Annotated in this window: 25 protein-coding genes; 21 read left to right on the top strand and 4 right to left on the bottom strand. The window is 37.5% G+C overall.

Annotated features, from left to right (window positions below; all coding sequences use genetic code 11):
* The first annotated feature begins 130 nt into the window (after positions 1–130).
* Positions 131–1,294, top strand: coding sequence for a glycoside hydrolase family 88 protein (locus tag HMPREF2810_RS03900; RefSeq protein ID WP_010706698.1), 1,164 nt, complete (start codon positions 131–133; stop codon positions 1,292–1,294).
* 12 nt (positions 1,295–1,306) lie between these two features.
* Positions 1,307–3,085: a glycoside hydrolase family 35 protein gene (locus tag HMPREF2810_RS03905; RefSeq protein WP_011109466.1), complete on the top strand. Its 1,779-nt coding sequence runs from the start codon at positions 1,307–1,309 to the stop codon at positions 3,083–3,085.
* A 24-nt stretch (positions 3,086–3,109) separates the two neighbouring features.
* On the opposite strand, the gene HMPREF2810_RS03910 is transcribed toward HMPREF2810_RS03905, so the two are convergent.
* Positions 3,110–3,817 (bottom strand): GntR family transcriptional regulator, encoded by a 708-nt coding sequence (locus tag HMPREF2810_RS03910; RefSeq protein WP_002355690.1) that lies wholly within the window; start codon positions 3,815–3,817, stop codon positions 3,110–3,112.
* A gap of 260 nt (positions 3,818–4,077) precedes the next feature.
* Between HMPREF2810_RS03910 and HMPREF2810_RS15210 the strand changes: the two genes are divergently transcribed.
* The 4 genes from HMPREF2810_RS15210 to HMPREF2810_RS03930 all read left to right on the top strand — a co-directional run bounded on the left by HMPREF2810_RS15210 (position 4,078) and on the right by HMPREF2810_RS03930 (position 9,733).
* Positions 4,078–4,971 (top strand): PTS sugar transporter subunit IIAB, encoded by an 894-nt coding sequence (locus HMPREF2810_RS15210; RefSeq protein WP_002383065.1) that lies wholly within the window; start codon positions 4,078–4,080, stop codon positions 4,969–4,971.
* A 48-nt stretch (positions 4,972–5,019) separates the two neighbouring features.
* A complete protein-coding gene (locus tag HMPREF2810_RS03920; RefSeq protein WP_002358771.1) occupies positions 5,020–5,811 on the top strand; it encodes a PTS mannose/fructose/sorbose/N-acetylgalactosamine transporter subunit IIC in 792 nt (263 codons plus the stop codon).
* Positions 5,804–6,604: a PTS system mannose/fructose/sorbose family transporter subunit IID gene (locus HMPREF2810_RS03925; RefSeq protein WP_002383066.1), complete on the top strand. Its 801-nt coding sequence runs from the start codon at positions 5,804–5,806 to the stop codon at positions 6,602–6,604. The genes HMPREF2810_RS03920 and HMPREF2810_RS03925 overlap by 8 nt, the downstream gene beginning before the upstream one ends.
* A 114-nt stretch (positions 6,605–6,718) precedes the next feature.
* Positions 6,719–9,733 (top strand): hyaluronate lyase HylB, encoded by a 3,015-nt coding sequence (locus tag HMPREF2810_RS03930; protein ID WP_002399773.1) that lies wholly within the window; start codon positions 6,719–6,721, stop codon positions 9,731–9,733.
* Positions 9,734–9,801: 68 nt separating this feature from the next.
* On the opposite strand, the gene HMPREF2810_RS03935 is transcribed toward HMPREF2810_RS03930, so the two are convergent.
* Together HMPREF2810_RS03935 and HMPREF2810_RS03940 are read right to left on the bottom strand one after the other, a co-directional pair.
* Complete coding sequence (locus HMPREF2810_RS03935; protein ID WP_002355697.1) at positions 9,802–10,125, bottom strand: DUF960 domain-containing protein; 324 nt, start codon at positions 10,123–10,125, stop codon at positions 9,802–9,804.
* Positions 10,126–10,376: 251 nt separating this feature from the next.
* Entirely contained in the window at positions 10,377–10,985 is a 609-nt protein-coding gene (locus HMPREF2810_RS03940; protein WP_002358773.1) for a 50S ribosomal protein L25/general stress protein Ctc, read from the bottom strand.
* Between the two features lie 330 nt (positions 10,986–11,315).
* Here HMPREF2810_RS03940 and HMPREF2810_RS03945 point away from each other — a divergent pair, with 330 nt between their 5' ends.
* On the top strand, positions 11,316–12,098 hold the full coding sequence (locus HMPREF2810_RS03945) for a pseudouridine synthase (protein WP_002361308.1): 783 nt from the start codon (positions 11,316–11,318) through the stop codon (positions 12,096–12,098).
* On the top strand, positions 12,095–12,775 hold the full coding sequence (locus HMPREF2810_RS03950) for a YjjG family noncanonical pyrimidine nucleotidase (RefSeq protein WP_002355700.1): 681 nt from the start codon (positions 12,095–12,097) through the stop codon (positions 12,773–12,775). The genes HMPREF2810_RS03945 and HMPREF2810_RS03950 overlap by 4 nt, the downstream gene beginning before the upstream one ends.
* A 176-nt stretch (positions 12,776–12,951) precedes the next feature.
* On the opposite strand, the gene HMPREF2810_RS03955 is transcribed toward HMPREF2810_RS03950, so the two are convergent.
* Entirely contained in the window at positions 12,952–13,407 is a 456-nt protein-coding gene (locus tag HMPREF2810_RS03955; RefSeq protein WP_002386989.1) for a GNAT family N-acetyltransferase, read from the bottom strand.
* Positions 13,408–13,581: 174 nt separating this feature from the next.
* On the opposite strand from HMPREF2810_RS03955, the gene udk reads away from it, so the two are divergent.
* The 13 genes from udk to HMPREF2810_RS04020 all read left to right on the top strand — a co-directional run bounded on the left by udk (position 13,582) and on the right by HMPREF2810_RS04020 (position 24,619).
* Positions 13,582–14,211: a uridine kinase gene (gene udk, locus HMPREF2810_RS03960; protein ID WP_002355702.1), complete on the top strand. Its 630-nt coding sequence runs from the start codon at positions 13,582–13,584 to the stop codon at positions 14,209–14,211.
* Positions 14,212–14,379: 168 nt separating this feature from the next.
* Positions 14,380–14,721, top strand: coding sequence for a type II toxin-antitoxin system PemK/MazF family toxin (locus HMPREF2810_RS03965; RefSeq protein WP_002355703.1), 342 nt, complete (start codon positions 14,380–14,382; stop codon positions 14,719–14,721).
* A 50-nt stretch (positions 14,722–14,771) separates the two neighbouring features.
* Complete coding sequence (locus HMPREF2810_RS03970) at positions 14,772–15,788, top strand: Gfo/Idh/MocA family protein (protein ID WP_002386990.1); 1,017 nt, start codon at positions 14,772–14,774, stop codon at positions 15,786–15,788.
* Positions 15,789–16,158: 370 nt separating this feature from the next.
* The gene (locus HMPREF2810_RS03975; protein ID WP_010706696.1) at positions 16,159–18,078 is read left to right on the top strand and encodes a BglG family transcription antiterminator; all 1,920 of its coding nucleotides are present in this window, start codon (positions 16,159–16,161) and stop codon (positions 18,076–18,078) included.
* Complete coding sequence (locus HMPREF2810_RS03980) at positions 18,044–18,367, top strand: PRD domain-containing protein (RefSeq protein WP_002386991.1); 324 nt, start codon at positions 18,044–18,046, stop codon at positions 18,365–18,367. Before HMPREF2810_RS03975 ends, HMPREF2810_RS03980 begins: the two co-directional genes overlap by 35 nt.
* Before the next feature lie 14 nt (positions 18,368–18,381).
* The gene (locus HMPREF2810_RS03985; RefSeq protein WP_002355707.1) at positions 18,382–18,738 is read left to right on the top strand and encodes a glycine-rich SFCGS family protein; all 357 of its coding nucleotides are present in this window, start codon (positions 18,382–18,384) and stop codon (positions 18,736–18,738) included.
* 30 nt (positions 18,739–18,768) lie between these two features.
* Entirely contained in the window at positions 18,769–19,125 is a 357-nt protein-coding gene (locus HMPREF2810_RS03990; protein ID WP_002355708.1) for a DUF4312 family protein, read from the top strand.
* A 15-nt stretch (positions 19,126–19,140) separates the two neighbouring features.
* Positions 19,141–19,920: a DUF4311 domain-containing protein gene (locus tag HMPREF2810_RS03995; RefSeq protein WP_002386993.1), complete on the top strand. Its 780-nt coding sequence runs from the start codon at positions 19,141–19,143 to the stop codon at positions 19,918–19,920.
* A 19-nt stretch (positions 19,921–19,939) separates the two neighbouring features.
* Positions 19,940–20,635 (top strand): DUF4310 family protein, encoded by a 696-nt coding sequence (locus HMPREF2810_RS04000; RefSeq protein WP_002361314.1) that lies wholly within the window; start codon positions 19,940–19,942, stop codon positions 20,633–20,635.
* Between the two features lie 130 nt (positions 20,636–20,765).
* Positions 20,766–22,079 (top strand): PTS sugar transporter subunit IIC, encoded by a 1,314-nt coding sequence (locus HMPREF2810_RS04005; RefSeq protein ID WP_002358780.1) that lies wholly within the window; start codon positions 20,766–20,768, stop codon positions 22,077–22,079.
* 25 nt (positions 22,080–22,104) lie between these two features.
* A complete protein-coding gene (locus tag HMPREF2810_RS04010; protein ID WP_002363233.1) occupies positions 22,105–22,404 on the top strand; it encodes a hypothetical protein in 300 nt (99 codons plus the stop codon).
* Positions 22,405–22,412: 8 nt separating this feature from the next.
* Positions 22,413–23,501, top strand: coding sequence for a DUF871 domain-containing protein (locus HMPREF2810_RS04015; RefSeq protein ID WP_002379152.1), 1,089 nt, complete (start codon positions 22,413–22,415; stop codon positions 23,499–23,501).
* 8 nt (positions 23,502–23,509) lie between these two features.
* Complete coding sequence (locus HMPREF2810_RS04020; protein WP_002381282.1) at positions 23,510–24,619, top strand: amidohydrolase/deacetylase family metallohydrolase; 1,110 nt, start codon at positions 23,510–23,512, stop codon at positions 24,617–24,619.
* Positions 24,620–24,650 lie beyond the last annotated feature (31 nt).

Below are 24,650 nucleotides of genomic sequence, written 5' to 3' on the forward strand. Positions count from 1 at the left end.
CAAAAATCCAAAGTGATTTTTGTCCCACGCTCTTGTTTTTAAGAGAAATAATCAAGAAAGGTCGCTTTTTATTTTCTTTTACGTTATAATACAATAAGTTAATATGTTAACAAGTTAAGGAGTGATGGAGATGTGTAGTCAAGAAAATAAACAAAGACTGATCTCTCTAGGAGAAAATGTCACAGATGAATGGATTCAAACGCAATTAAATGAATGCGTTTCAAAAATTGCTAAAAATATGCAGCGTTTCGGAACACAGTTTCCTTCAGCTTGTGCTACGAATGGTCGATATCGTCTCAAAGCTAACGATGATTGGACCAATGGCTTTTGGACAGGCATGCTTTGGCTGGCATATGAGTGGTCTCACCAAGAAAAATTTCGTTTACTGGCAATGGAAAATATTGACAGCTTTCAACAACGATTAGAGGAGCATTTTGTTTTGGACCACCATGACATTGGTTTTTTATATAGTCTATCGGCGGGTGCTGGGTATAAAATTACCGGTGATGAGCGCTGTAAACAAGAAGTGCTAGCTGCCGCTGAAGTATTGTCAGCACGATTCCAAGAAAATGGCTCCTTCATTCAAGCGTGGGGCCATTATGGTGATCCCAAAGAATATCGATTAATTATCGACTCATTAATGAATTTACCGCTTTTATTTGAAGCAACTAAATTATCTGGAAATAGGGTTTATGAGGAAATTGCCTCACGTCACTATCATACGTTAATGAAAACGGTGATTAAATCCGATGCGACAACTTATCATACCTATTATTTTGATCCAGAAACAGGCAAACCAAAACATGGAGCTACGCATCAAGGACATAGTGATACTTCCATTTGGGCACGAGGCCAAAGTTGGGCAATTTTAGGGATTCCCCTAAACGAAACATTTCTCCATTCCCAACCATTTCCAGAAATGTATCCACAAATAGTGGAGGTTTTTCTAGCTCATTTGCCAGCAGATTTAATTCCCTATTGGGATTTTGATTTTAATGACCAAATGCCATCTGACAAAGATAGCTCGGCGCTGGCAATTGCGGCATGTGGTTTATTGGAAGCAGACAAACTACAGGCTTTTCCTCAAGCGAAAGAGCTTGCCAAAGGAATGATTTATCAATTAGGAGAATATTATCGTACGCAAAATGATTCCGAAAATGAAGGACTGCTACTCCATGGTGTTTACGCACATGCAGAAGGAAAAGGGATTGATGAACCCAATTTATGGGGCGATTATTTTTACATGGAAGCCTTAATGCGTTTAGCAAAACCATCATGGCAAAGATACTGGTAAAGGGGAAAAATGATGCAAACGTTTGAGATTAAAGAAGACTTTTTATTAAATGGACAACCAATAAAAATTATTAGCGGGGCGATTCATTACTTTCGAATGACACCTAGCCAATGGGAAGATAGCCTCTATAATCTGAAAGCTTTAGGAGCTAATACAGTAGAAACCTACATTCCTTGGAATATTCATGAACCAGAAGAAGGCGTATACGATTTTGAAGGAATGAAAAACATTGAAGCATTTGTCCGCTTGGCAGAAAAACTGAATTTACTAGTTATTCTGCGTCCTTCGGCTTATATTTGTGCAGAATGGGAGTTTGGTGGCTTACCAGCATGGCTTTTGAAAGAAAAAGGTGTGCGATTACGTTCGACAGATCCTATTTTTATGACTAAAGTTCGTAACTATTTTCAAGTATTATTGCCTAAACTAGCACCGCTGCAGATAACACAAGGTGGACCAGTGATCATGATGCAGGTTGAAAATGAATATGGGTCCTATGGCATGGAGAAAGCGTACTTGCGACAAACCAAGCAGATAATGGAAGAACTGGGGATTGAGGTTCCTCTTTTTACATCTGATGGCGCTTGGGAAGAGGTTTTGGATGCGGGTACGTTAATTGAAGAGGATGTTTTTGTGACAGGAAATTTTGGTAGTCATTCGAAAGAAAATGCTGCCGTTTTGAAAAAATTTATGACTCGTCATGGTAAAAAATGGCCGTTGATGTGCATGGAATACTGGGATGGGTGGTTCAATCGTTGGGGCGAACCAGTGATTCAGCGGGAAGGTACCGACTTGGCGAAAGAAGTAAAAGATATGCTGGCAGTGGGTTCTTTAAATCTCTATATGTTTCATGGAGGAACAAATTTCGGCTTTTATAACGGGTGTTCGGCGCGAGGTGCAAAAGATTTACCTCAAGTCACTAGCTATGATTATGATGCTTTATTAACAGAAGCAGGAGAACCAACAGAAAAATATTATGCCGTTCAAAAAGCAATTAAAGAAGTATGTCCAGAAGTTTGGCAAGCACAACCACGCACGAAAAAACTGGGGAATTTAGGAAGCTTTCCAGTAACTGCTAGCGTATCCTTATTCGCAGTAAAAGATCAAATGATGACACCGAAGACCACCACGTATCCATTAAGTATGGAAGAAGCTGGCTCAGGCTATGGCTACTTGCTTTATTCGTTTGATTTAAAAAATTATCATCATGAAAATAAACTAAAAGTGGTCGAGGCCAGTGATCGTTTACACATTTATGTAGATGGAGATTTAGCTGCTACCCAATATCAAGAGACAGTGGGAGAAGAGCTACTCATTTCAGGGCAAACTGAAAAAGACACACTTGCGTTAGATATCCTAGTGGAAAACTTAGGTCGCGTTAATTATGGCTTTAAATTAAATAATCCCACACAAAGTAAAGGAATTCGAGGTGGAGTGATGCAAGACATTCATTTTCACCAAGGCTATCAACACTATCCCTTAACTTTTTCACAAGAGCAATTAGCCAAGATTGATTACACAGCTGGAAAAAATCCATTGCAGCCTTCGTTTTATCAAGTAACATTTGAATTAGAACAGCTAGCAGACACGTATATTGACTGTCGAGGCTACGGCAAAGGATTCGTTGTGGTCAATGGCCATCATCTAGGTCGTTATTGGGAAATAGGACCCATTCATTCGCTGTATTGTCCCAAAGAATTTTTACAGCAAGGACAAAATGAAGTAGTAATTTTTGAAACAGAGGGAATTGAAATTGAGTACTTGAAATTTACGAATCAAGTAATCATAGATTAAAAAAATAGAAGTAGAAGCTGAAATTTATTCGGCTTCTACTTCTATTTTGGTTTTGAAATATTTCCAATGTTTATAACTAATAATATATTCAGCAACACTACCATCTGCGAGATAGGAATGTTTAACTTGTTTAACAGCGGGTTCACGAAAACTTAATTGAAGTAAATTCAATAACTCAGCATCTTCGGGAAAGACAATTTCATTTGTTTCTACAGAAGCCAACGAGAAGAGGTCTACTGAAAAATCTTTACGGACTCGTTCATACACACTTGCATAAGCTGTGAGGTCCTTTGAGAGCGGCTCTTTAACAAGCTTTTTGGGAAGATGTGTGATATGTACGAGAAAGGGTGTATCTTCAGAATAGCGTACACGCTTGATTCTATAATAAGAAGCGTTAGCTGGTAAGCCTAATTCCTTTAAAATTTCGGCTTGATTATCTTCTTCAATTGAAAGGACTTTAACTTTTTCAGAGTCTAAAGAATGCAACTCGATATCAGAAAATTTTACATTTTGAGAAACTTTTGATTTCGAAACAAAGGTCCCTTTTCCTTGGATACGATACAAGTAACCTGCACTGGTCAGCTCATTCAGTGCTTTGACAGCTGTGATAGAACTAACAGCATATTTTCGTTTAATATCGGCTTCAGAATAAAATTTATCACCAGGAATAAAGGTATGATTTTTTATTTCACGTAAAAGGTCTTGTTTAATTTGTTCATATTTAGGTAACATGCGATTGCCTCCATTCTAGTAATCGAATGAATTAAGCATAACATGTTAACTAGCCTTTAGCAAACACTTTGAAAAAGAGGAAAGACAATTTTTATTTAAAGAATTCAAAAAAATAAATTCAATATATTAAGATATTAGGTTTACGGATAACTTAGTATGTGTTATAGTAAGTTCGTAGAGAACATAACATGTTAAGTAGGGTCACCTACATCTAGGGAGGGAAATTCGTGGAAAACATTGTACTAATTAGTCATGGTAGCATGGCTGAAGGCGTCAAAGTTAGCTTAGAAATGATCGTTGGTCGGCAAGAACACGTGCATACAGTCTCATTACGACCAGATAGCGACAATCTTCAATTTGAGAAAGAGCTAAATGAAAAAATGAAAGCCCTTAACGGTACGACACTGATTATTGCTGATTTACTAGGAGGAACGCCATGTAACGTGGCAACTAAGAATTATTTGAACGTTGACGGAGTGGAAATTATTGCAGGGATGACGCTCTCTGTTGTGATTGAAGCAGTGGTTAATCAACAGGCTTCGATTAAAGAATTAGTTTGTTTAGCACAAGAAAATATTGTTGATGTAAAGGCTGGAATGAATCAAGCGGAACAAGAGATTTCAGAAGCCAGCAAAGAAAAAGAGTTAAGTAACTATAGTCAATATGCTGGAAAAGAAAATATTGTAAACACACGGATTGATGAACGGTTAATTCATGGACAAGTAGCGGGAATTTGGTCGACAAGTCTTAGTACACAGCGAATAATTGTAGCCAATGATGAGGCGGCTACAGATCCTTTACAAAAATCATCTTTGAGAATGGCAGCGCCTTCTTCGATGCGTTTATCTGTTCTTGGAGTAGAGGCTGCCGCTAAAAATATTCAATCAGGAAAATATGGTAAACAGCGTTTATTTTTATTATTTAAAAATCCGAAAGATGTGCTCCGCTTTATCGAAGCGCAAGGACCTATCAAAACTGTAAATGTTGGGAATATGAGTTACAAAGAAGGAGCACGCGAAGTAACAAAAAGTATTCAAGTTTTACCAGAAGAAGAACAAATTTTTGAAACAATCGCTTCAAAAGGCGTCACTGTGACAGCCCAATTAGTTCCAAACGATCCAGTCGTTGATTTTATGAAAAAATTACGCGGCTAAAACTGTCAGACTAAGAAAGAATATTTTTAAATTTAGGAGGAAATTTCAATGCATTTAGCAGCGTATCAAATTATTTTAATTACTATTTATGCGTTTATTGCTATTAATGACTCACTTATTTCAAATACGTTGACGCAACCAGCTATTGCTGGAATGATTTCTGGAATGATTATGGGAGATTTAAAAACTGGTTTAATGGTTGGCGGCACTCTTCAATTAATGCGTTTAGGAATTGCTGCTTTTGGTGGAGCATCGGTACCTGATTATTTCACAGGGGCTGTTTTAGGAACCGCTTTCGCTGTAATCTCTGGAAAAGGAGCGGAGTATGGCATTGGTTTAGCTGTTCCTGTTTCTCTGTTGATGTTGCAACTAGATGTAGTCGCCCGTTTTTGTAATGTCTTTTTACTTCATAGTGTCGATAAAGCGATTGATAAGATGCAAGTAAAACGGATTCCACGTTTAGTTTTATCTGGTTCTGTTCTATGGGGACTGTCTCGTGCCATTCCGATTTTATTAATGTTATTAGCGGGGGATGCTGTAGTAACAACGATTACCGATAACATGCCAGAATGGCTAATGACGGGCTTAAAAACAGCTGGAGGAGTATTACCTGTTGTCGGTGTAGGGATTTTATTACGTTACTTGCCAACGAAGCAATATATCCCCTATTTACTATTAGGCTTTTTCTTAGCGGCTTATTTAAAAGTTCCAATGTTAGGTGTTTCGATAGTTGGGATGGTAGCAGCGATGCTTGTATTTAAACGTGATGGGGCAAAAAGCACGACACAAGCAACAACAGGAAATGGTGATTTTGAAGGAGGATATGACGGCGATGAGTAAGCATAAACTGACAAAAAAAGAATTAAATGCAATTAGCTGGCGTTATATTTTAGGAAGCCAATTAAACTGGAACTATGAACGTATGATGAGTTCAGGATATTTATACGGCATCTTACCTGTTTTAAAAAAATTCTATGGTCATGATGAAGCACAATTTCAAGATATGATGCGCACACACAATCAATTTTTTAACACCAATGCTATTTTTGGGAATTTAATTATGGGGATTGATGTTGCGATTGAAGAGCAAGATGGCTATAAAGCGAAAGAAACAATTATTGCGCTAAAAACAGCTCTGATGGGTTCTTTGGCAGGCGTTGGGGACTCTTTATTCCACGTTATTTGGGGGACGATTTTCGGCTCTGTTGCAGGGACACTGGCTCAAAATGGTTCGGTGGTTGGCTGTGTTATTTGGATTATTGCAAATATTGCACTATTGTTTGGTCGGGCCGCGCTCTTACCACTTGGTTATAAGCAAGGGGTCAAACTAGTGACGACCTTAAAAGACAAGTTATCTGCCTTTACGAATGCAGCAACTGTTCTTGGTGTGACTGTGATTGGTGCCTTAATTCCTTCAGTTATCAAGGCGACAGTTCCTTTTGTTTATAAAAAGAACGGGGTCGAATTAGTTATTCAAGATACGTTAGATGCGATTTTGCCTTCCTTAGTTCCAATCTTACTTGTTCTTTTGACTTATTGGATGTTAGGTCAAAAGAAACTAAATTCCACACGAGTGATTTGGATTATTTTAATTTTATCGATTGTTTTGAGTGCCTTTGGTATTTTGGCGTAAAAAGTATATTAAGTGATTTTCAGAGAGTCGGAGAGTGTAGAAAGTATTTTTCTTCACTCTTTTTCTCTAATTCGGATGTAAGCGTTTTACGATAATTTTTTAGGAGGAGAAAGAATGAAAAACAGGAAAATATGGGTAATGCTGGTCGGACTGTTTACTGCTTTGACGAATGGATTTATGGGAACCACCCTTACTTTTGCAGAAGAAAACGAAGCGAGCCAAACGATTGAGCAACCCTCTTACATTTCAGATTTCCCCAATCAAGTTGGGCATTGGCAAGATTTGGTAGGAACAGCAGAAAAAAAGAATGATTCTGCTGGTTTATGGATCGCAAACACGAAGCAAGGGACAAACCTCGAATCTGTCTCTATCAATCTTGATGCACGCGAACAATCTTCAGGAGATCTTGAACTAACCTTTTTATATGAAGGGCAAAGTAACTTCGGATTGGTTTTTCGCGGAGATAAACAAAAGACGAGTCAATGGCAATCTTTTGCTTATAATCGTGACGGTCGCTGGCAGTTAGGACAACCAGGCGGTAAATGGCTAACTAATATTCCGGGACCAACATTACTAAGTGGTCAACAATATAAACTGCTAGTTCGCTATGATGGGAAAAAAATTCAAACATTCCTGAATGATCAATTATTTTATGAAAATGAAGAGGTTCATTATCCTGATGGTACGTCCATTAATGATGACTGGATGGGTGCTGTAGGAATTAGACTATTTGGTAATCTATCAAAGCTGAATATCATTTCTATGAAAAGTGGCCCCGTTGGTAGCATTCCTGTTATCGATTCATCTGCAGAATACCGAGAATTAAAAGAAAAATGGCGAAATCAGCTTGTTTCAAAAGAATATGATTCAACTAACCAAGCGCTTGTAGACTACGTCCAAAAAATCTCCAATGAAGCAACAGAACTCGATCAAACGATGAATAAAGAGCCGAACCGCAGCTATTTATGGCCACTAGAGCCTGGCAATACGCCATCGGCTGATTTAACGACTCAATTTACCAAATTGCAAAAATTAGCGTTAGCCTATGGAACGAAGGGGAGTACGCTTTACCAAGATGACAAATTGGCAGCAACCATTATTGATGGCTTAGATTTTATGGTAACGCAAAAAGGATATGATGGGAAAAAGTACCATGGAAATTGGTGGGACTGGCAAATTGGTGTGCCACAGAAGTTTCTTAATATTCTAATGATTTTAGAGGATAAAGTTTCTCCAGAAAAGCAACAAATCTATACAAATGCGCTGAGCAGTTATGTCCCAGATCCGTTTAAACAGTTGTATACAAAACCACAAGGAACGTTTGTGGATTTAGCTTTTATCCCAAATTTTGTGACATCAGGAGCGAACCGAACGGACTTAGCTTTAACTGTTTTGGGGTTAGGAATTTTACAAAAGGATAGCGGGAAAATTAACCAAGCATCCAGTAGTATCGTCGATGTATTTAAATTAGTCACAAAAGGTGATGGTTTTTACCAAGATGGTTCTTTTATCCAGCACAATAACATTCCTTATACAGGTTCGTATGGCAATGTTTTGGTGAAAGGGGTTGGACAAATTTTGGCCATTACAGCAGATTCATCTTTTCAAATGGATGCAACTCTTGTGACAGAATTTGTTGAAAATGTTGATCGTGCCTTTCTTCCTTTGATTTATAAAGGTGAAATGCTACCAACCGTGAATGGCCGTTCCATCTCAAGAGCCCCAGCAGTTGGAAAAACAGGCTACGGCTCAACTACCATGTATAATTTATTAATTGTGGCTAAATTTGCCCCTAATAATTATCAAAAGAAATTTCAAGAAGCCGTTAAATATTGGATGAAGGAGAACCCAGATTATTATTTGACAAATGCTCGTGATTTTAATGATTTACAGATGACTATGCAACTTTTAACTAATCCAGAAATTACGGGAGGGCAACTTCCTTTTACAGGCACGAAACTTTATGCTTCGATGGATCGATTTGTCCAACGCACACCTAGTTATATGTTTGGGCTAGGCTTGTATTCAAAGCGCACTGCATCTTTTGAAGCAGGGAATAAAGAAAATAAACGTGGCTGGCACACTGGTGACGGAATGATGTACGTATATAATGATGACGAGGTTCAATTTAATTCCAGCTATTGGCCAACTGTAGATCCCTATCGACTACCAGGAACAACGGTAGATACCATTTCTTTGGCAGATGAAGTTTCAGCATTTACAACAATCACATCGAAAGAGCAATGGGTTGGTGGAGTAACGTCAGACAATCAGGCAGTAGTAGGGATGGCTCTTAATAAAGACGGGACCAAAAATAATGGGAAACTTTTACCTATGAACCTACAAGCTAAAAAATCTTGGTTTGTATTAAATGGGCAAATTATCGCATTAGGCGCAGGAATTAAAGGGGATACAGAAGCTTCGATTGAGACAGTTGTTGATAATCGTTTGTTAAATGATGCGTATCAGTATCAAGTGCTATCAAATATTGGGGAGATTCATGAGAAAAATGAAACGAGTAAAAAACAATGGTTATTACTAAAGTCGGATCATTCCAATGCTAATATGGGTTATTATTTTCCAGAAGAAACAACGGTAAATGTTAAAAGTGAAACTAGAAAAGGAACCTATAAAGCAATTAATGAAGCATTTCCAAGTGATAAAGAATATGTAGGTGATTATCGAACATTTACGATTCAACATGGTCAACACCCAACGAACGAGCATTATGCTTATGTAGTTTTACCAGGAATCGATGAAACTGATTTAAAAACATATGCTGCCAAAAAAACAGTAGAAGTTCTCTCAAATACAGAAGAAATTCAAGCAGTTAAGCAAGAAGAAGAAGGCTATCTTGGAGTTAACATTTGGTCAGAAACTGGCGGTACAATAGCAGGGATTACCTCAAATAAAGCTATTTCTTTAATGAGAAAGACACAACAACACCAAAAAACGTATACTTTCTCTGATCCCACACAAACAACTAAGACACTGACTTTAAAAATACCAAAAGATTACAGCACAGTAATTAGTCAAAGTGACGGAATCACTTATGATGATGCAACAGAAACCTTTACTATTAATTTTGAAAATGCTGCAGGAAGTAGTAAACAAATTATTGTAGAATAACTAAAAGAAATTAAAGTAGCCTCAAATTCCAGTTTAATCGGAATTTGAGGCTACTTTGTTGAAATTATTTAAGATTCTAACATTTCTGCAGGTAATAAAATCGTTTCACGATGGCCATCATCAAAAGCAAAAATTCGCGACGGATATGCCGTAGAATAACTAAATGGTAAGTCGATGGCCATTTCTACTGAACTATTTTCTTGAGAAAAATGGACAGTCACTTTGCCATTATTGTTCAACAAATCAAAGTGAAGTAAGTCGTTTAAAGGGATAACCCCTTTTAGATTTAAGTCAATAATCAACCAAATACTATCAATTAAGCCACTAGGTAAGCTAGAAACAACACCTAATGAAGCATAGCGGCTACGGTCACTATCAAAACGTTCAAACATATGGATGACCTCCTTTTTGTTTACTTACTTTTAGTATACTGCAAATTTAAAAAAAAGAAATTGTTTCGTTTGAAAATATTGCGTAGATTAGCAAAAATTTAATATTCCTCTGTAGCTTCCTAGCTTTGCAGGTGTCATCATTTATGTGAAGAAATCACGACATGCAGTAAAAAGAAAATGGGACGTACGTTGTTTCAACGTACATCCCATTTCTAAAACTTAAGAGAATCAGCTGAACAAAAGTGTACTCTTTATTCGGCTAATTCTGGTTCAGTCGTTTCAGCAGCTGTTCCTTCTTCTTCTTCAGGAGCAGTTTGTGCTTCAACAATAGCAACTAGTTGTTCTTCTGGATCAGTTAAAATTTCATAGTCTTTGTGTTCAGGTAAATCAGCGATTGTAAGAGCATCACCAATTTCTAAGTTTGTAATATCTACTTCAATTGATTCTGGCAATTTGTCTGGTGTGGCTGCCACTAAAACAGTGTACAAGTTTTGAGCTAAGGTACCCCCAGCTTTCACACCTGCAGATTCACCAATTAATTGAACTTCTGCTTCGACTTCTGTTGTTTCTTTCATATTTACAGATAAGAATTCAACATGAAGCATTTGACCAGTAAAGGTATCTAACTGTGCTTTCGACATTAATGTGTTGATGTTTTTGCCATCAACTGTCATTTTAATAACGGTGTTAGCACCATGTTCGCGTAAAATTTTTGATAAGTCTTTTTCTTCAAAATAGATTGGTGTACTTTCAATTTGGTAACCGTAAACAATGGCAGGTACTTTCCCTTCGTGACGTAGCTGATTTCTTAGTGAACGTGGACGGATAGCTCTTTCTTTAACTTCTAATTGTACTGACATAACCTAATTCCTCCTTGAAATAATGAGTGATTTGGTTAAACTCAGAAACAAAACATAATGGAAAAAAGAAACTCTTTTTTCAGTTGTTCTTGTCTAGAAAAATGCTAACAATAATCAAAAAATCCCCACAAATATTGCCAGGCAACACTCATGGGAATGGTTCATTGTTATCGTTGTTCTCTCCCAGGTCATTACGCTGTTTTTGAGAAACCTTTATTTACTTTACTTATTAACCGTAACACTTATATTTTTATACGTCAAGGAATTACCTTTTTCCACTTTTCATCTTTAACGGATTCCACTATACTTATACCAGAATGGAGCTGAACAATGCGATTAGATAAATTACTAGAAGAACTTCAGTTTGGATCACGCAAAACGGTGAAACGATTAATCAAAGGCAAGCAGGTCACTGTGGATGGCATCGTGACTTTAAATGAAAGCCAAAATGTCGATGCGCAATTACAAATGATTAAAGTAAAAGGACAATTAATTTCGCATAAGACCCATGTGTACTATATGTTGAATAAGCCAAAAGGTGTGGTTAGCGCTGTCTCAGATGCATCTAAAAAAACAGTTATTGATTTGATTGCGCCACAAGACAGACGCCCTGGTCTTTATCCAGTGGGCAGACTCGATGGCGATACGGAAGGGTTACTTCTATTAACAGATAATGGACAATTAGGGTATCAATTAATTCGGCCAAATAAAGAAGTAGCGAAATGTTATGAAGTGAAAGTCAATGGTTTGGTCTCTGCAGAAGATTGTGCTAAATTTAAAGATGGGATTGTTTTGCAAGGAGGCATTCAATGTAAGCCAGCAAAAATAACTGTTCTTGCAGCGACTGAAACGGAGAGTCATGTTTTCCTGACTATTCAAGAAGGAAAATTTCACCAAGTGAAAAAAATGTTTTTATCCGTGGGGAAAAAAGTGACTGCTTTAAAACGCCAAACTATGGGGCCGTTGCGGCTAGATCCGCAATTACCTTTAGGTGCTTATCGTTCATTAACAAGAGAAGAGTTACAATTGCTATTGCCTTATTTTTTTATTGAAAAACAACAAACAAGCAAAGCGTTACCGAGTAATTTGAAAAGAGAAGAGGAACGGAAATGAAAACATTGCTTTTTGATGTTGATGATACATTGTTAGATTTTAAATTGGCTGAAAAGAAGGCGCTACATGCCTTATTTGAAGAAGAAAATGTACCATTTACATCTGAAGTCGAGTCAACATACCACCGAATTAATCAAGGATTATGGCGTTCATTTGAAGAAGGAAAAATAACAAAAGATGTTCTCCTTGATACACGGTTTGGTTTATTGTTTGACGCGTTTAATCGAGAAGTTGATAGCGTTAAAATGGGAGAAAACTACCGAGAATATTTAAGTCAAGGACATGACTTGCTTGGCAATAGTCAACGTATCTTGGAAAAATTAGCACCCCATTATGATTTATATATTGTGACAAACGGAGTGGCAAAAACACAGTATCGTCGGTTGGAAGATTCGAAATTAATGCCTTATTTTAAAGATATTTTTGTTTCAGAAGAAGTGGGTTATCAAAAACCGATGAAAGAGTATTTTGATTTTGTTTTTGAACGGATTCCTAATTTTAGTCGAGAAAAAACAATGATTATTGGCGATTCTTTGCATTCAGATATTCAAGGAGGTCAACAAGCGAAAATTCAAACTGTTTGGCTCAATCCGACCTCCGCTCCAGCAACACCAACCATTCAACCCAATTATACGATTCAACAGCTAGATGAGTTGTTACCAATTCTTGGGCATTAAAAAGAGCGTGGGACAAAAATCACTTTGGATTTTTGCTCCACGCTCAAAAACTGATAAACGGCGGGAACAGAAGCAACTCCTTCGGAAATAAGCCGAAATTCTCCAAAAATTATAGAGCAATTTTCGGAAATTTCTTCTTATTTCTCGGAGCTAAACGGTTCTGTCCCGACCTCTTTTTAACTTAAATGTAACCGTAAGCGAACCATATCCTTTAAAGGCAAGCCGTTTTCTATAATAGGCTCATCATAATGATGGATAAAAAAATCTGGTTCAATATGTGTCATTCGAAAACCGACTTTTTGGTAGAGATATAGCTGTTGAAAGCCTGTGCTCCCAGTCCCAATCTCCAAGGAATCATACTTTTCTTTTTTGGCAAAATCAATGGCAAAATGTAATAATTCTTGCCCGATGCCCCGCCCTCGGCTTTCTTCTGAGACAGCGATGTTTACGATTTCCAATGTCCGTGGGTGAGTCGGCAACAGGACTAAAATTCCTTGAAGTTCTTCAGTCTGATAGTCAAAGCAAATGCCGCGGGTAATGTAATCTGCCACCATTTTTTTTGAGGGATCTGCCTCATAAAGAAGAGCGTAATGCGCCGTTGTAAGTGCTTCTTTTTTGACTTTTTTAATCATAGGTAGGATTCTCCTTTTATTGATAAGTATACTGTAATTGAAAGAAGTGTGGGCAGATTTTTCATAAGAAGATAAAAATCACATGAAAAGTCTTGGAAAAGGTCTGGCATTCTTCAGAGTTTTCATTATAATAGTAAAAGACAATGAAGTTTTTGAAAAGAAAGAGGTTTATACATGAAAGATAGTCAGCCAATTATCATTGGTGTTACTGGCGGATCAGGAAGCGGAAAAACCAGTGTTAGCCGTGCGATTTTTAATAATTTTCCCGATCATTCAATTATGATGTTAGAACAGGATTCTTATTATAAAGATCAGAGCCATTTGAGTTTTGAAGAACGTTTAAATACCAATTATGATCATCCTTTTGCGTTTGATACAGATTTATTGATTCAACATGTTGAACAACTGTTAAATTATCAAGCCATTGAAAAGCCAGTTTATGACTACGTTGCGCATACAAGAAGTACAGAAACGGTGATACAAGAACCGAAAGAAGTAATTATTCTTGAAGGGATTTTAATTTTAGAAGATCGCCGCTTAAGGGATTTAATGGATATTAAAGTGTATGTGGATACAGATGATGACATCCGTATTATTCGTCGAATCAAGCGTGATATGGAAGAACGTGGCCGTACGTTGGATTCTGTGATTGAACAATATTTGACAGTCGTCAAGCCCATGTATCACCAATTTATTGAACCTACGAAACGTTATGCAGATATCATTGTGCCAGAAGGTGGCGAAAACCACGTCGCTATTGATTTAATTAATACAAAAGTGGATAGTATTTTAACAAAAATGTAATAGTCAGCTTAAATAGCCGTCTCTATATCAGAGTCGACTGTTTAAGCTTTTTTTGACTTTTAAAGGGTGGTTTTATCAAATATTTTAAGGGATAGCTAAAAAGTTGAAAATATTGCAAGAAACAATATGCTATAATTTTTTAAAGGAAAAGGAGGGAAGGGAATCTGAATGATAAAAAGAGGTGAGGTTTTTTATGCGAATCTCTCACCAGTTGTTGGTTCTGAACAAGGTGGGATTCGACCTGTCCTGATTATTCAAAATAACAAAGGTAACTTATTTAGTCCAACGTTGATTGTTGCACCGATTACCCGTAACGTAAGCAAGCGGCTGCAACCAACGCAAGTCCTTATCGAAATTCCCCATAACGAGTGCAGGACGCCATCACTTATTTTGTTAGAACAAATTCGAACATTGGATAAAGAACGAATGCTACACAAGGTTTGTCAACTTTCTCGTGAAGAGATGGAACAGGTCAATCAAGCTTTAAAAGTTAGCGTTGGTATCCGTTAATTTACATATAAAGAAATCGTTTTGGGGAAACGGTTTCTTTTTTTGTTGAAATGGTTTCCAAATATTCGTTTTTCTCGTATAGTGAAAGAGGAGGCGATCACATGGATAAAATTCGTTATGGAATTATGAGTACTGCCCAAATTGTCCCAAGATTTGTAGCAGGGCTTCGAGAAAGCGCGCAAGCTGAAGTGCGCGGGATTGCATCAAGGCGTTTAGAGAATGCTCAAAAAATGGCTAAAGAATTAGCGATTCCGGTGGCTTATGGCAGTTATGAAGAGTTATGTAAGGATGAAACAATTGATATTATTTATATTCCCACCTACAATCAAGGACATTACTCAGCAGCTAAGCTTGCGTTATCACAAGGAAAACCCGTCCTACTGGAAAAACCATTTACATTAAATGCTGCTGAAGCAGAAGAACTCTTTGCAATCGCACAGGAGCAAGGGGTTTTTCTAATGGAAGCTCAGAAGTCTGTCTTTTTACCAATTACCCAAAAAGTAAAGGCAACGATTCAAGAAGGGGGATTGGGAGAGATTTTATGGGTTCAGTCAGTTACTGCCTATCCCAATGTGGATCATATTCCCTGGTTTTACTCGAGAGAAGCGGGTGGTGGAGCGCTTCATGGCTCAGGAAGTTATCCATTACAATACTTACAATACGTATTAGGGAAAGAGATTCAAGAGGTTACGGGAACCGCAACGTATCAGCAAGGGGCGACGGATAGTCAATGTAATTTAGCTTTGAAATTTGCTGAAGGGACGCTGGGCAATATTTTTATTAATGTTGGTTTAAAGATACCTAGTGAAATGACCATTTGTGGGACGAAAGGGCAAATCGTTATTCCTAATTTCTGGAAAACAGATTGTGCTTATTATACAGATGCTCAAGGCAACACTGTCAAATGGTCTGAACAATTCACTAGTGAATTTACGTATGAAATCAATCATGTGAATCAATGTTTACAAGACAAAAAGTTAACTAGCCCAGTAATGACGAAAGAATTAACGATAGCAACCGTTAAAATTGTTGAAAGTTTTTATCAAGAATGGTTCGATAACGAATAATTACCATCACTTGCTATCCAAACTATTCTGTGTTAAAGTGTGTTTTATGCGACGAGTTGACTCAATCAGATAGCTTCGGCTATTCCGTTTTGACGGCTAGTGATTGTCAAACACAACGACACCAGATAGTACGGCTATCAGTTACCGGATTTGTAACGTGTCGGACAGAATACTTTTGTGGAGAAGGTTTCTGTCTATTTATGCAAATAAATAGTGTGGTATCCCTTAACAGTTACTACTGTTAAGGGATTTTTTTTGTATGAAAAGAGAAGTGTTGCACTTTTATAAGTGCAACTTTTTTGTGTTGTGGAACAGATAAAATAACGCTATAGTTTTAAGTGTAAAGGGAAAAGAAAAGAGGTGACAAGGCATGACCGTGTTGTTGTCCAAAAGAGCGATAAATATTTTATTGATGCTTTTGGATTTGGAAGGGAGTATTACCACGCAAGAATTAGCTGAGAGCTTTACTGTCAGCGTTCGAACAATTAAGTATGATTTAGAAGATATTCGTGCTTGGTTTGAACAGCACGATGAGACACTTTATTCAAAACGAAATAAGGGAATCTGGCTAGATTTACCTGACTCTAAACGCTTACTGTTAAAAAATGAAATTATCGATGTCGATCGATTTGAAACCTATCCTGATCAAAAAAGACGAGTCAATGTATTGATTTTTCAGTTATTGTCAGTCAAAGGGTACTTAACGGCACAGCAGCTAGCAGATGAATTATTAGTGAGTCGAAACACAATTGTCAGTGATTTGGAACAGGTCGAACGGTTGCTGCAAGCATATGATTTAACCTTAATTCGCCAAGCGCGGCAAGGGTTTACAATCAGTGGTGAAGAAAGCAATGTACGCTTACTGATGGAATTTATCACTCAAAAAGAACTTACAGAATACGATATTTACCAAATTATGAACTATGTGACAAAGACAAAAGGGGCTGAAAAAATCCCTAAAATTAAATTTGGGTCAGGGACATTGTTTCAAGGTTGTTATCGTAGTGCATTGAAAAAAATGCGAAATTTAATTAATCCACTCGATCAAAATCAATTTGATTATGCCGAAATATTATCTATTACGTTGAGAGTGGCAATTGCCGCAGCACGTATGCAGATGGCACATACAATTGGGACTTACCGAGTGTTATCACAAAAAACACGCTTTGAACAACGGAACGAAGTACCACTTTTACTTTTACAAGAGGTGTTTGAACGGTATGACTTGCCTTTATTAGCGGATGAATATTTTTATATTTATAGTGATTTATTCGGAACCCATCAACGGCAAGATATGGTTCAATTAACAAAGCAAGTGATTGAAAGCGTTTCAAAAGAGCTGAATTATCCTTTTGTAAATGATCGCCAATTATTTACGAACTTGTTTGCACACCTGTCCTTACGTTTTACAAAGAAACATTTATTTATTAATGAATACAATCCGTTTTCTGAAGAAATCAAAGGAAAACACCCAGCGTTGTTTTTAGCTATTCAAAGTGCCTGTAAACAATTAATTCAACGTTCTGTTTTGTTAGTCAACGATTCTTTCTGCGCATATATTGCGTTGCATTTTTTGGCAGCTCAGGAACGACAACAGCAGGAAGCTAAAGTTGTTAGGATTGTGTATGTTTGCTCGACGGGCTTAGGTGTGACCAGTTTAATTGAACAAAAAATTTTAGAGGAAGTACCAAACGTTGAACTCGCAGGATTTGCTTCTGTTTTAAATGCAACTGAAGTGATTCAAGCAGAAAAGCCCGATTTGGTATTGAGTATTTTCCCAATTGAAGAAATGACATACCCATTTATTAAAGTTAGTCCATTGTTGACGGACACAGACTTAAGTTTGATTCGGGAAGAGGTCGATAAAATTTTATTAGGGAAACGTCAAGGGAAAGGTACCGCTCGCTCCACGAAATCTGATGTAATTGAAAAAAATGAACGGATACAAAGCCAAGATTTATTAGTAAAAGCGTATATTATTTATGAAGAGTTAAAACGAATGTTTCAAACAAAGTTACTGAGCGAATATCAAGAAGCCTTTTTACTTCACGTTTTATTAATGACACATCGGATTACGTTTAATAAACAATACGAAGAGATTCCTTGTAATAGAGAAGTATCTCATGAAAGGCAAGAAGAAATTCGGCAAATTGAATGTTTATTTGCTAAAAATGAGTTACCTGTCAATCATGCTGAAATTTCAGCATTACTTAATTATTTAGAACAACCAAAGGAGGAAGAGGATGGAACTAGCAATGGAAGCACAGGAGATCATTCGACAAAGTGCTGAACCAGAAAAGCTACAATCGATTATCAAACAAACCAGTGCGCGATTAGCAGAAGCACAAATTGAACCAACGGAATTACAGTGGACGATTTTGATTAACCATCTCAATGAGATGCTGAATCGTTCAAGAGAAGGAACGACATTAGCTGGTGTTGATCGGACGTTATTTACGGAACTAACGCCAGAAACGTTGAAAATTGCAGAAGAAACAACAGAAGCAATTGGTCAGTTATCAGAAGATGAATGGTATGTTTTAGCTGTTCATTTTGAAGTTGCTAAACAAAACAATTAATAGGAGGAAAAGTTATGATTACAGTAGTTATCGCAGATCGTTTAGGAAAAGGACAAAATGTTGCAAAAGGAGTGGAGCAAGCCGGTGGTCGCGCGGTTGTTGTTCCAGGAATGGGCGCTGATATGCGTTTAGGAGATGTGATGCAACAAGAAAAGGCTGATTTAGGCATTTCTTTCTGTGGAAGTGGTGGTGCAGGAGCGTTAACGGCTGCTACTAAATACGGGTATCCCGAAAGACATGGCATGCGATCAATCGAAGAAGGGGTAACAGCAATTAACGATGGGAAAACTGTTCTTGGATTTGGTTTTATGGATCAGGAAGAACTTGGTAAACGAGTAACTGAAGCATTTATTAAGAAACACGGAGCATAGAAAGTAGTAACTTAGAAAGGAGCGGTAATTATGGATGCCACAAAACGGTCAACACAAACCGTGATTGTTTCTGGAAAAGGTAATAAGAAGAATGAAGCTTTTGCAAGTGCATTGAATGATGTTTCAAAAAAAGTATTAAAAGAAACAACAGAGGTCCTCATCCGGATTGAACCGAAAGAAGTAACTATTCGTCAGGCAAAAGAACAAGTTTATACAGAAAAATTTCTGTTCTTCTTCTTTCCTAGAAAGAGAGTGATTTATCATGTCGAACTAGCTGTAGAAGTGGAAATCCAAGCCATTGCAGTCGAAGAAGTTGATTTTTTAACGGAAACAATTAAAGAACCGAACGCAGTAGTAGTTCCGTTTCTTTCAAAAAGAGGCGTATAAAGGGAGGAAGAAGGAATGGAATTTGTAATCATTTTGCTGAAGTCATTGCTTATTGGTGGTTTACTAGGTTTTGCAGCTGGCGCAGGCGCTGCTCGGATGTTTCATGCACCACAAACGCAAGGGTTAGGGGCATTTAGAACATTAGGAGAAATGAACGCGGCACAAGGAGATCCAGCATCACACTTTTCTTTTGGTTTAGGTTTTTTCTTTAATGCTTGGGCTTCGGCCGTCGGAGCAGGGGCCTTTACACAAGATGTGACCCACCGGATTGTGCCTAACTGGGCTGCAGCAATTTTATTGGTAAAGGATAAAGATGTCACTAAAACGATGCATAATCCCAAAAAAATGGGGATTGTCGGGGTCTTTGTAGGAATGGCGACTGTGGCTTTCTTAAATAGTACAGCTGCAGCAATTCCAGAATCGCTACAAGTAACAGCGGTTGCGGTGTTGGTACCTGCAGCAACGATTTTAATCAATACTGTGATGCCTGTTTTATTCTGGCTAGCGGCTTTAGATGCAGGAAAACGGACGGGTTTCTGGGGAACATTATTTGGCGGATTATCTCAATTAGTCATGGGCAATGCTGTCCCAGGAGTTGTATTAGGGATCTTAATCGGTAAAGGTGTCGATGATTTAGGGTGGACCCGAATGACACGCGGCATGCTTGGTGTCATTATCTTATTATTTATTTTAAGTGGCTTCTTCCGAGGGTTCGACTTAGAAATGATCGAAAGTTTCCGCTTGTCTATTCCTCAATGGTTAAATAATTTACACAATGTCTTCACCGTTAAATAGAAAAAAGGAGGTCTCATAGATGGAACAGCAAGAAAAAAATGAATGGGCACAACAAGAACAAGAAATTCAAGAAGGTTTAAAAGGCAAAAGTTTTTGGTATGCTGATTGGGGCTTTCCCATTTTAGTCGGGATTATGTCAGCGGCAATTTTTGCAGGAACACATATGTATGTAGTTTATGGTGTGGGCGCCTTTAATGAAGTTTCAATTGTTGCGATGCTAAAAGCTGGTTTAGATGGTGGTTCTTATGGCGCTGCCGCAGCATTTGGTGCAAGTTTCCTGTTTGCACGAATTTTAGAAGGTTCTTTAGTCGGGATTTTAGATTTAGGTGGCTCAATTTTAACGGGGATCGGGATTGGCGTACCTGCAATTTTCCTCAGCATGGGTATTAAAGCACCTGTAGAAAACTTTGGCTTAGCACTTTTAACAGGTGCGCTACTAGGGTTAGCAGTTGGTGGCGTAATTGTGTTGATTCGGAAATTTACTATCAATCAAGGAAATTCCACTTTTGGTGCGGATGTGATGATGGGGGCTGGTAATGCCTCAGGACGCTTCTTAGGCCCGTTAATTATTTTGAGTGCGGCGGGTGCTTCGATTCCTATTGGGATTGGTGCTACATTAGGAGCTTTAGGTTTTTACATTTGGAAAAAACCAATCGCTGGGGGCGCAATTTTAGGCGCAATGATTTTTGGTGCAATATTCCCAGTTTCTTTATAATAAGAAAAAGCCTTTTGTTTTGCACTTTCTCTGTCACAAATAAGAATAAGCGTTTACATTATAATGTTACTATGTTATTATAAATGCGAAATAATTATTATTTTTATTAGTTGAACGGAGGAATTAACAAATGAATGGTTTTGTACAGTGGATGGAAGTTAAGTTAATGCCGATTGCGAATAAATTTGGTTCGCAACGCCATATGACAGCGATTAGAAAAGGATTAATTGCAACGATGCCTTTAACAATTGTGGGCTCATTCTTTACAATTTTTCAAAATATTCCAATTGAGGCATACACAAAATTGATTGAACCTTATCAAGCAATTTTAGATATTCCTTCCCGCTATACGATGGGGTTACTTGCACTTTATGCAACATTTGGGATTGCTTCATCATTGGCCAAAAGTTATAAGCTTGACTCTTTGACGTGCGGAATTTTAGCATTAATGGCCTTTTTAGTAACAGCGGCACCACCAACACGTGTCTTTGAAGATGTTGACAACGTCATTACAGCAGGGCGCTATATTAATTTAGCAAATTTAGGTTCAGCTTCTTTATTTGGTGCGATTGTAACAGCGCTGTTATCTGTTGAAATTTATCGCTTCTTTATTGAAAAAGATATTATGATTAAGATGCCAGATGGCGTACCGCCTGAAGTGTCAAATTCATTTATTGCGTTAATTCCAGGAGCAGTTATTCTTTTATTATTCTGGGTTATTCGCCACGTAATTGGTTTTGATTTGAATGGTTTCTTGAGTACGTTATTAATGCCACTTAAAGGTATCCTTGCTGGTAACAGTTTATTTGGCGGCTTACTAACAGTCTTCTTAATCTGTTTCTTCTGGGTTTTAGGGATTCATGGTCCAGCGATTATGGGCCCAGTTATTCGTCCTTTCTGGGATATGTCGATTGCAGAAAACCTTGAAGCTTTTACCAATGGCGCAAACGTTCATCAGTTACCTAATATTTTTACAGAACAGTTTTTACAATGGTTTATCTGGATTGGTGGCGCTGGAACTACGCTTTCTTTAGTTGTTTTAATGATGTTTTCTAAATCAACGTATCTGAAAAGTCTTGGCCGTTTATCGTTCTTACCAGGCTTGTTTAATATTAATGAACCAGTTATTTTTGGAACGCCTATCGTAATGAATCCTATTTTAGGTATTCCGTTTATCGTGGCACCGTTAATTACCACAACGTTATCTTATTTCTTAACAGTCGCTAATATAATTCCGATGATGGCTGCACGCTTAGCGTTTGCAATTCCAGCACCAATTGCTGCTTGGATGAGTACCAATTGGAGTTTCTCGGCCGCAGTATTAGTGATTGTTAACTTCTTAATTACAATGGCTATCTACTATCCATTTTTCAAAGTTTATGAAAAACAACAATTGGATAAAGAAGCAGAAGAATTAGCAGCTGAACAAGCAGCAAAAAATTAAAAAATGTTAGGGCGGGTGTTCTGATATGAATATCCTGCCCCTTCTAAGTCAGAGAAGAAAGTCAGGAGCGTATAAGATGATTATTTGGTTCATTTTCTTTTTTATCGTTAGTCAAATTATTATAGAAAAAGGGCAGTTGCCTACTGTTGTTTATCAATTTGGTTTGGTAAAGACGTTGGTTTTTACGGCAGTTTGTATTACTCTTTCCATGATAATTGGCGGATTTCTAAATCAACCAGTATTGCTCGTTGGCTCTACAACAATCTTGTGTAGCTCGGTGATTGCTTGGAAATTTCGAAATAAATTTGAAAATAGCGGAGTGTGAGAACGAAGATGAAAAGAGCATTAGGTGTATCAGTTTATCCAGATCATAGTGATATCAATCAAGATAAAGCGTATTTAAAAAAAGCCAGCGAATGTGGGTTTACTCGAATTTTTATGAGTATGTTAGAAGTGACCGATGGCAAAGAAGCGGTTCAGAAAAAATTTAAAGAATTAATTAGTTATGCGAAAAATTTAGGATTTGAAACAATTTTAGATGTCGTTCCAAGTATCTTTGATGAATTGGAAATTTCATATGATGATTTGACTTTTTTCAGCGAATTAGGAGCTGATGGGATTCGGTTGGATACAGGGTTTGATGGAAATAAAGAAGCCATGTTGACGTTTAATCCATTCGGCGTGGCTATTGAGTTGAATATGAGTAATGATGTCGCTTATCTTGATAACATTTTGACGTATGAAGCGAATCGACCTTTCTTATATGGTTGTCATAACTTTTATCCACAAGCGGGAACTGCATTGCCGTATGATTTCTTTGAAAAATGTAGCATCCGTTTTAAAAAGGAAGGTATTCGGACAGCTGCTTTTATTTCATCACAGGTAGGTGAAATTGGTCCTTGGGATGTGAATGATGGGCTACCTACTTTAGAAATGCATAGACAGTTGCCAGTCACTGTTCAAGCTAAACATTTATTTGCAACAAATTTAATTGATGATGTTGTTATTGGAAATGCTTATGCTTCCAACGAAGAATTAGAAGCATTGGGTCAGTTGAATCGTTATCAAACAGAATTGACCATTGTTTTTGAAGAAGCGACTTCTGAAATTGAAAAAGAAATCGTAACAAAAAATCAACATTTTCGCCGTGGAGATATCACTCAGCAGATGATTCGTTCCACAGAAGTGCGTAAAAAATATAAAAATGAAGTTAATCCCCCACATGATAATCAAGCAATGCTACAACCTGGAGATGTTGTTGTGGGAAATGATGCATTTGGAAAATACAAAAATGAATTACAAGTCGTTTTAGAACCACATCAAGACTCACGCAAAAACCGAGTAGGGCGTATTATAGAAGAAGAACTTGTATTATTAGAATTCATTAAGCCTTGGACAAAATTTAGATTTATAGAAAAGTAGGGAAGAATATGGACTACGATTTACTTATAAAAAATGGACAGACAGTAGATGGTATGCCTGTTGAAATTGCAATTAAAGAGAAAAAAATAGCTGCTGTTGCAGCAACTATTTCAGGTTCTGCAAAAGAAACTATCCACTTAGAACCAGGTACTTATGTATCCGCAGGCTGGATAGATGATCACGTTCATTGTTTTGAAAAAATGGCTCTTTATTATGATTATCCAGATGAAATTGGGGTCAAAAAGGGTGTTACGACAGTGATTGATGCTGGGACAACAGGTGCTGAAAACATTCATGAATTTTATGACTTAGCGCAGCAAGCAAAAACAAATGTTTTTGGATTAGTCAATATTTCTAAATGGGGCATCGTTGCTCAGGACGAACTCGCAGATTTAAGTAAAGTACAAGCGAGTTTAGTCAAAAAAGCGATTCAAGAATTACCAGATTTTGTTGTAGGGATTAAAGCCCGTATGAGTAGGACCGTTATTGGCGATAACGGCATTACGCCTTTAGAATTGGCCAAACAGATTCAGCAAGAGAACCAAGAAATTCCCTTAATGGTTCACATTGGATCAGCACCGCCTCATTTAGATGAAATTTTAGCCTTGATGGAAAAAGGGGATGTCCTAACCCATTGTTTTAATGGGAAAGAAAATGGTATCTTAGACCAAGCAACGGATAAAATAAAAGATTTCGCTTGGCAAGCGTACAACAAAGGAGTCGTATTTGATATCGGGCATGGTACGGATAGTTTCAATTTTCACGTAGCTGAAACAGCGTTGCGCGAGGGAATGAAAGCTGCATCAATTAGCACAGATATCTACATCCGTAACCGAGAAAATGGTCCTGTTTATGATTTAGCCACAACGATGGAAAAACTCCGTGTGGTCGGCTATGATTGGCCAGAAATTATTGAAAAGGTAACCAAGGCTCCTGCTGAGAATTTCCATTTAACGCAAAAAGGCACGTTGGAAATAGGTAAAGATGCTGATTTAACGATTTTCACGATTCAAGCAGAAGAAAAAACATTGACTGATTCTAATGGATTGACACGAGTAGCCAAAGAGCAAATTCGCCCAATCAAAACAATTATTGGAGGACAAATCTATGACAATTAGTTACGAAAAATTCCACTTAAAAGAAGTCATT

This window comes from Enterococcus sp. HMSC078F03, from assembly GCF_001811595.1.
Lineage (GTDB): Bacteria > Bacillota > Bacilli > Lactobacillales > Enterococcaceae > Enterococcus > Enterococcus faecalis.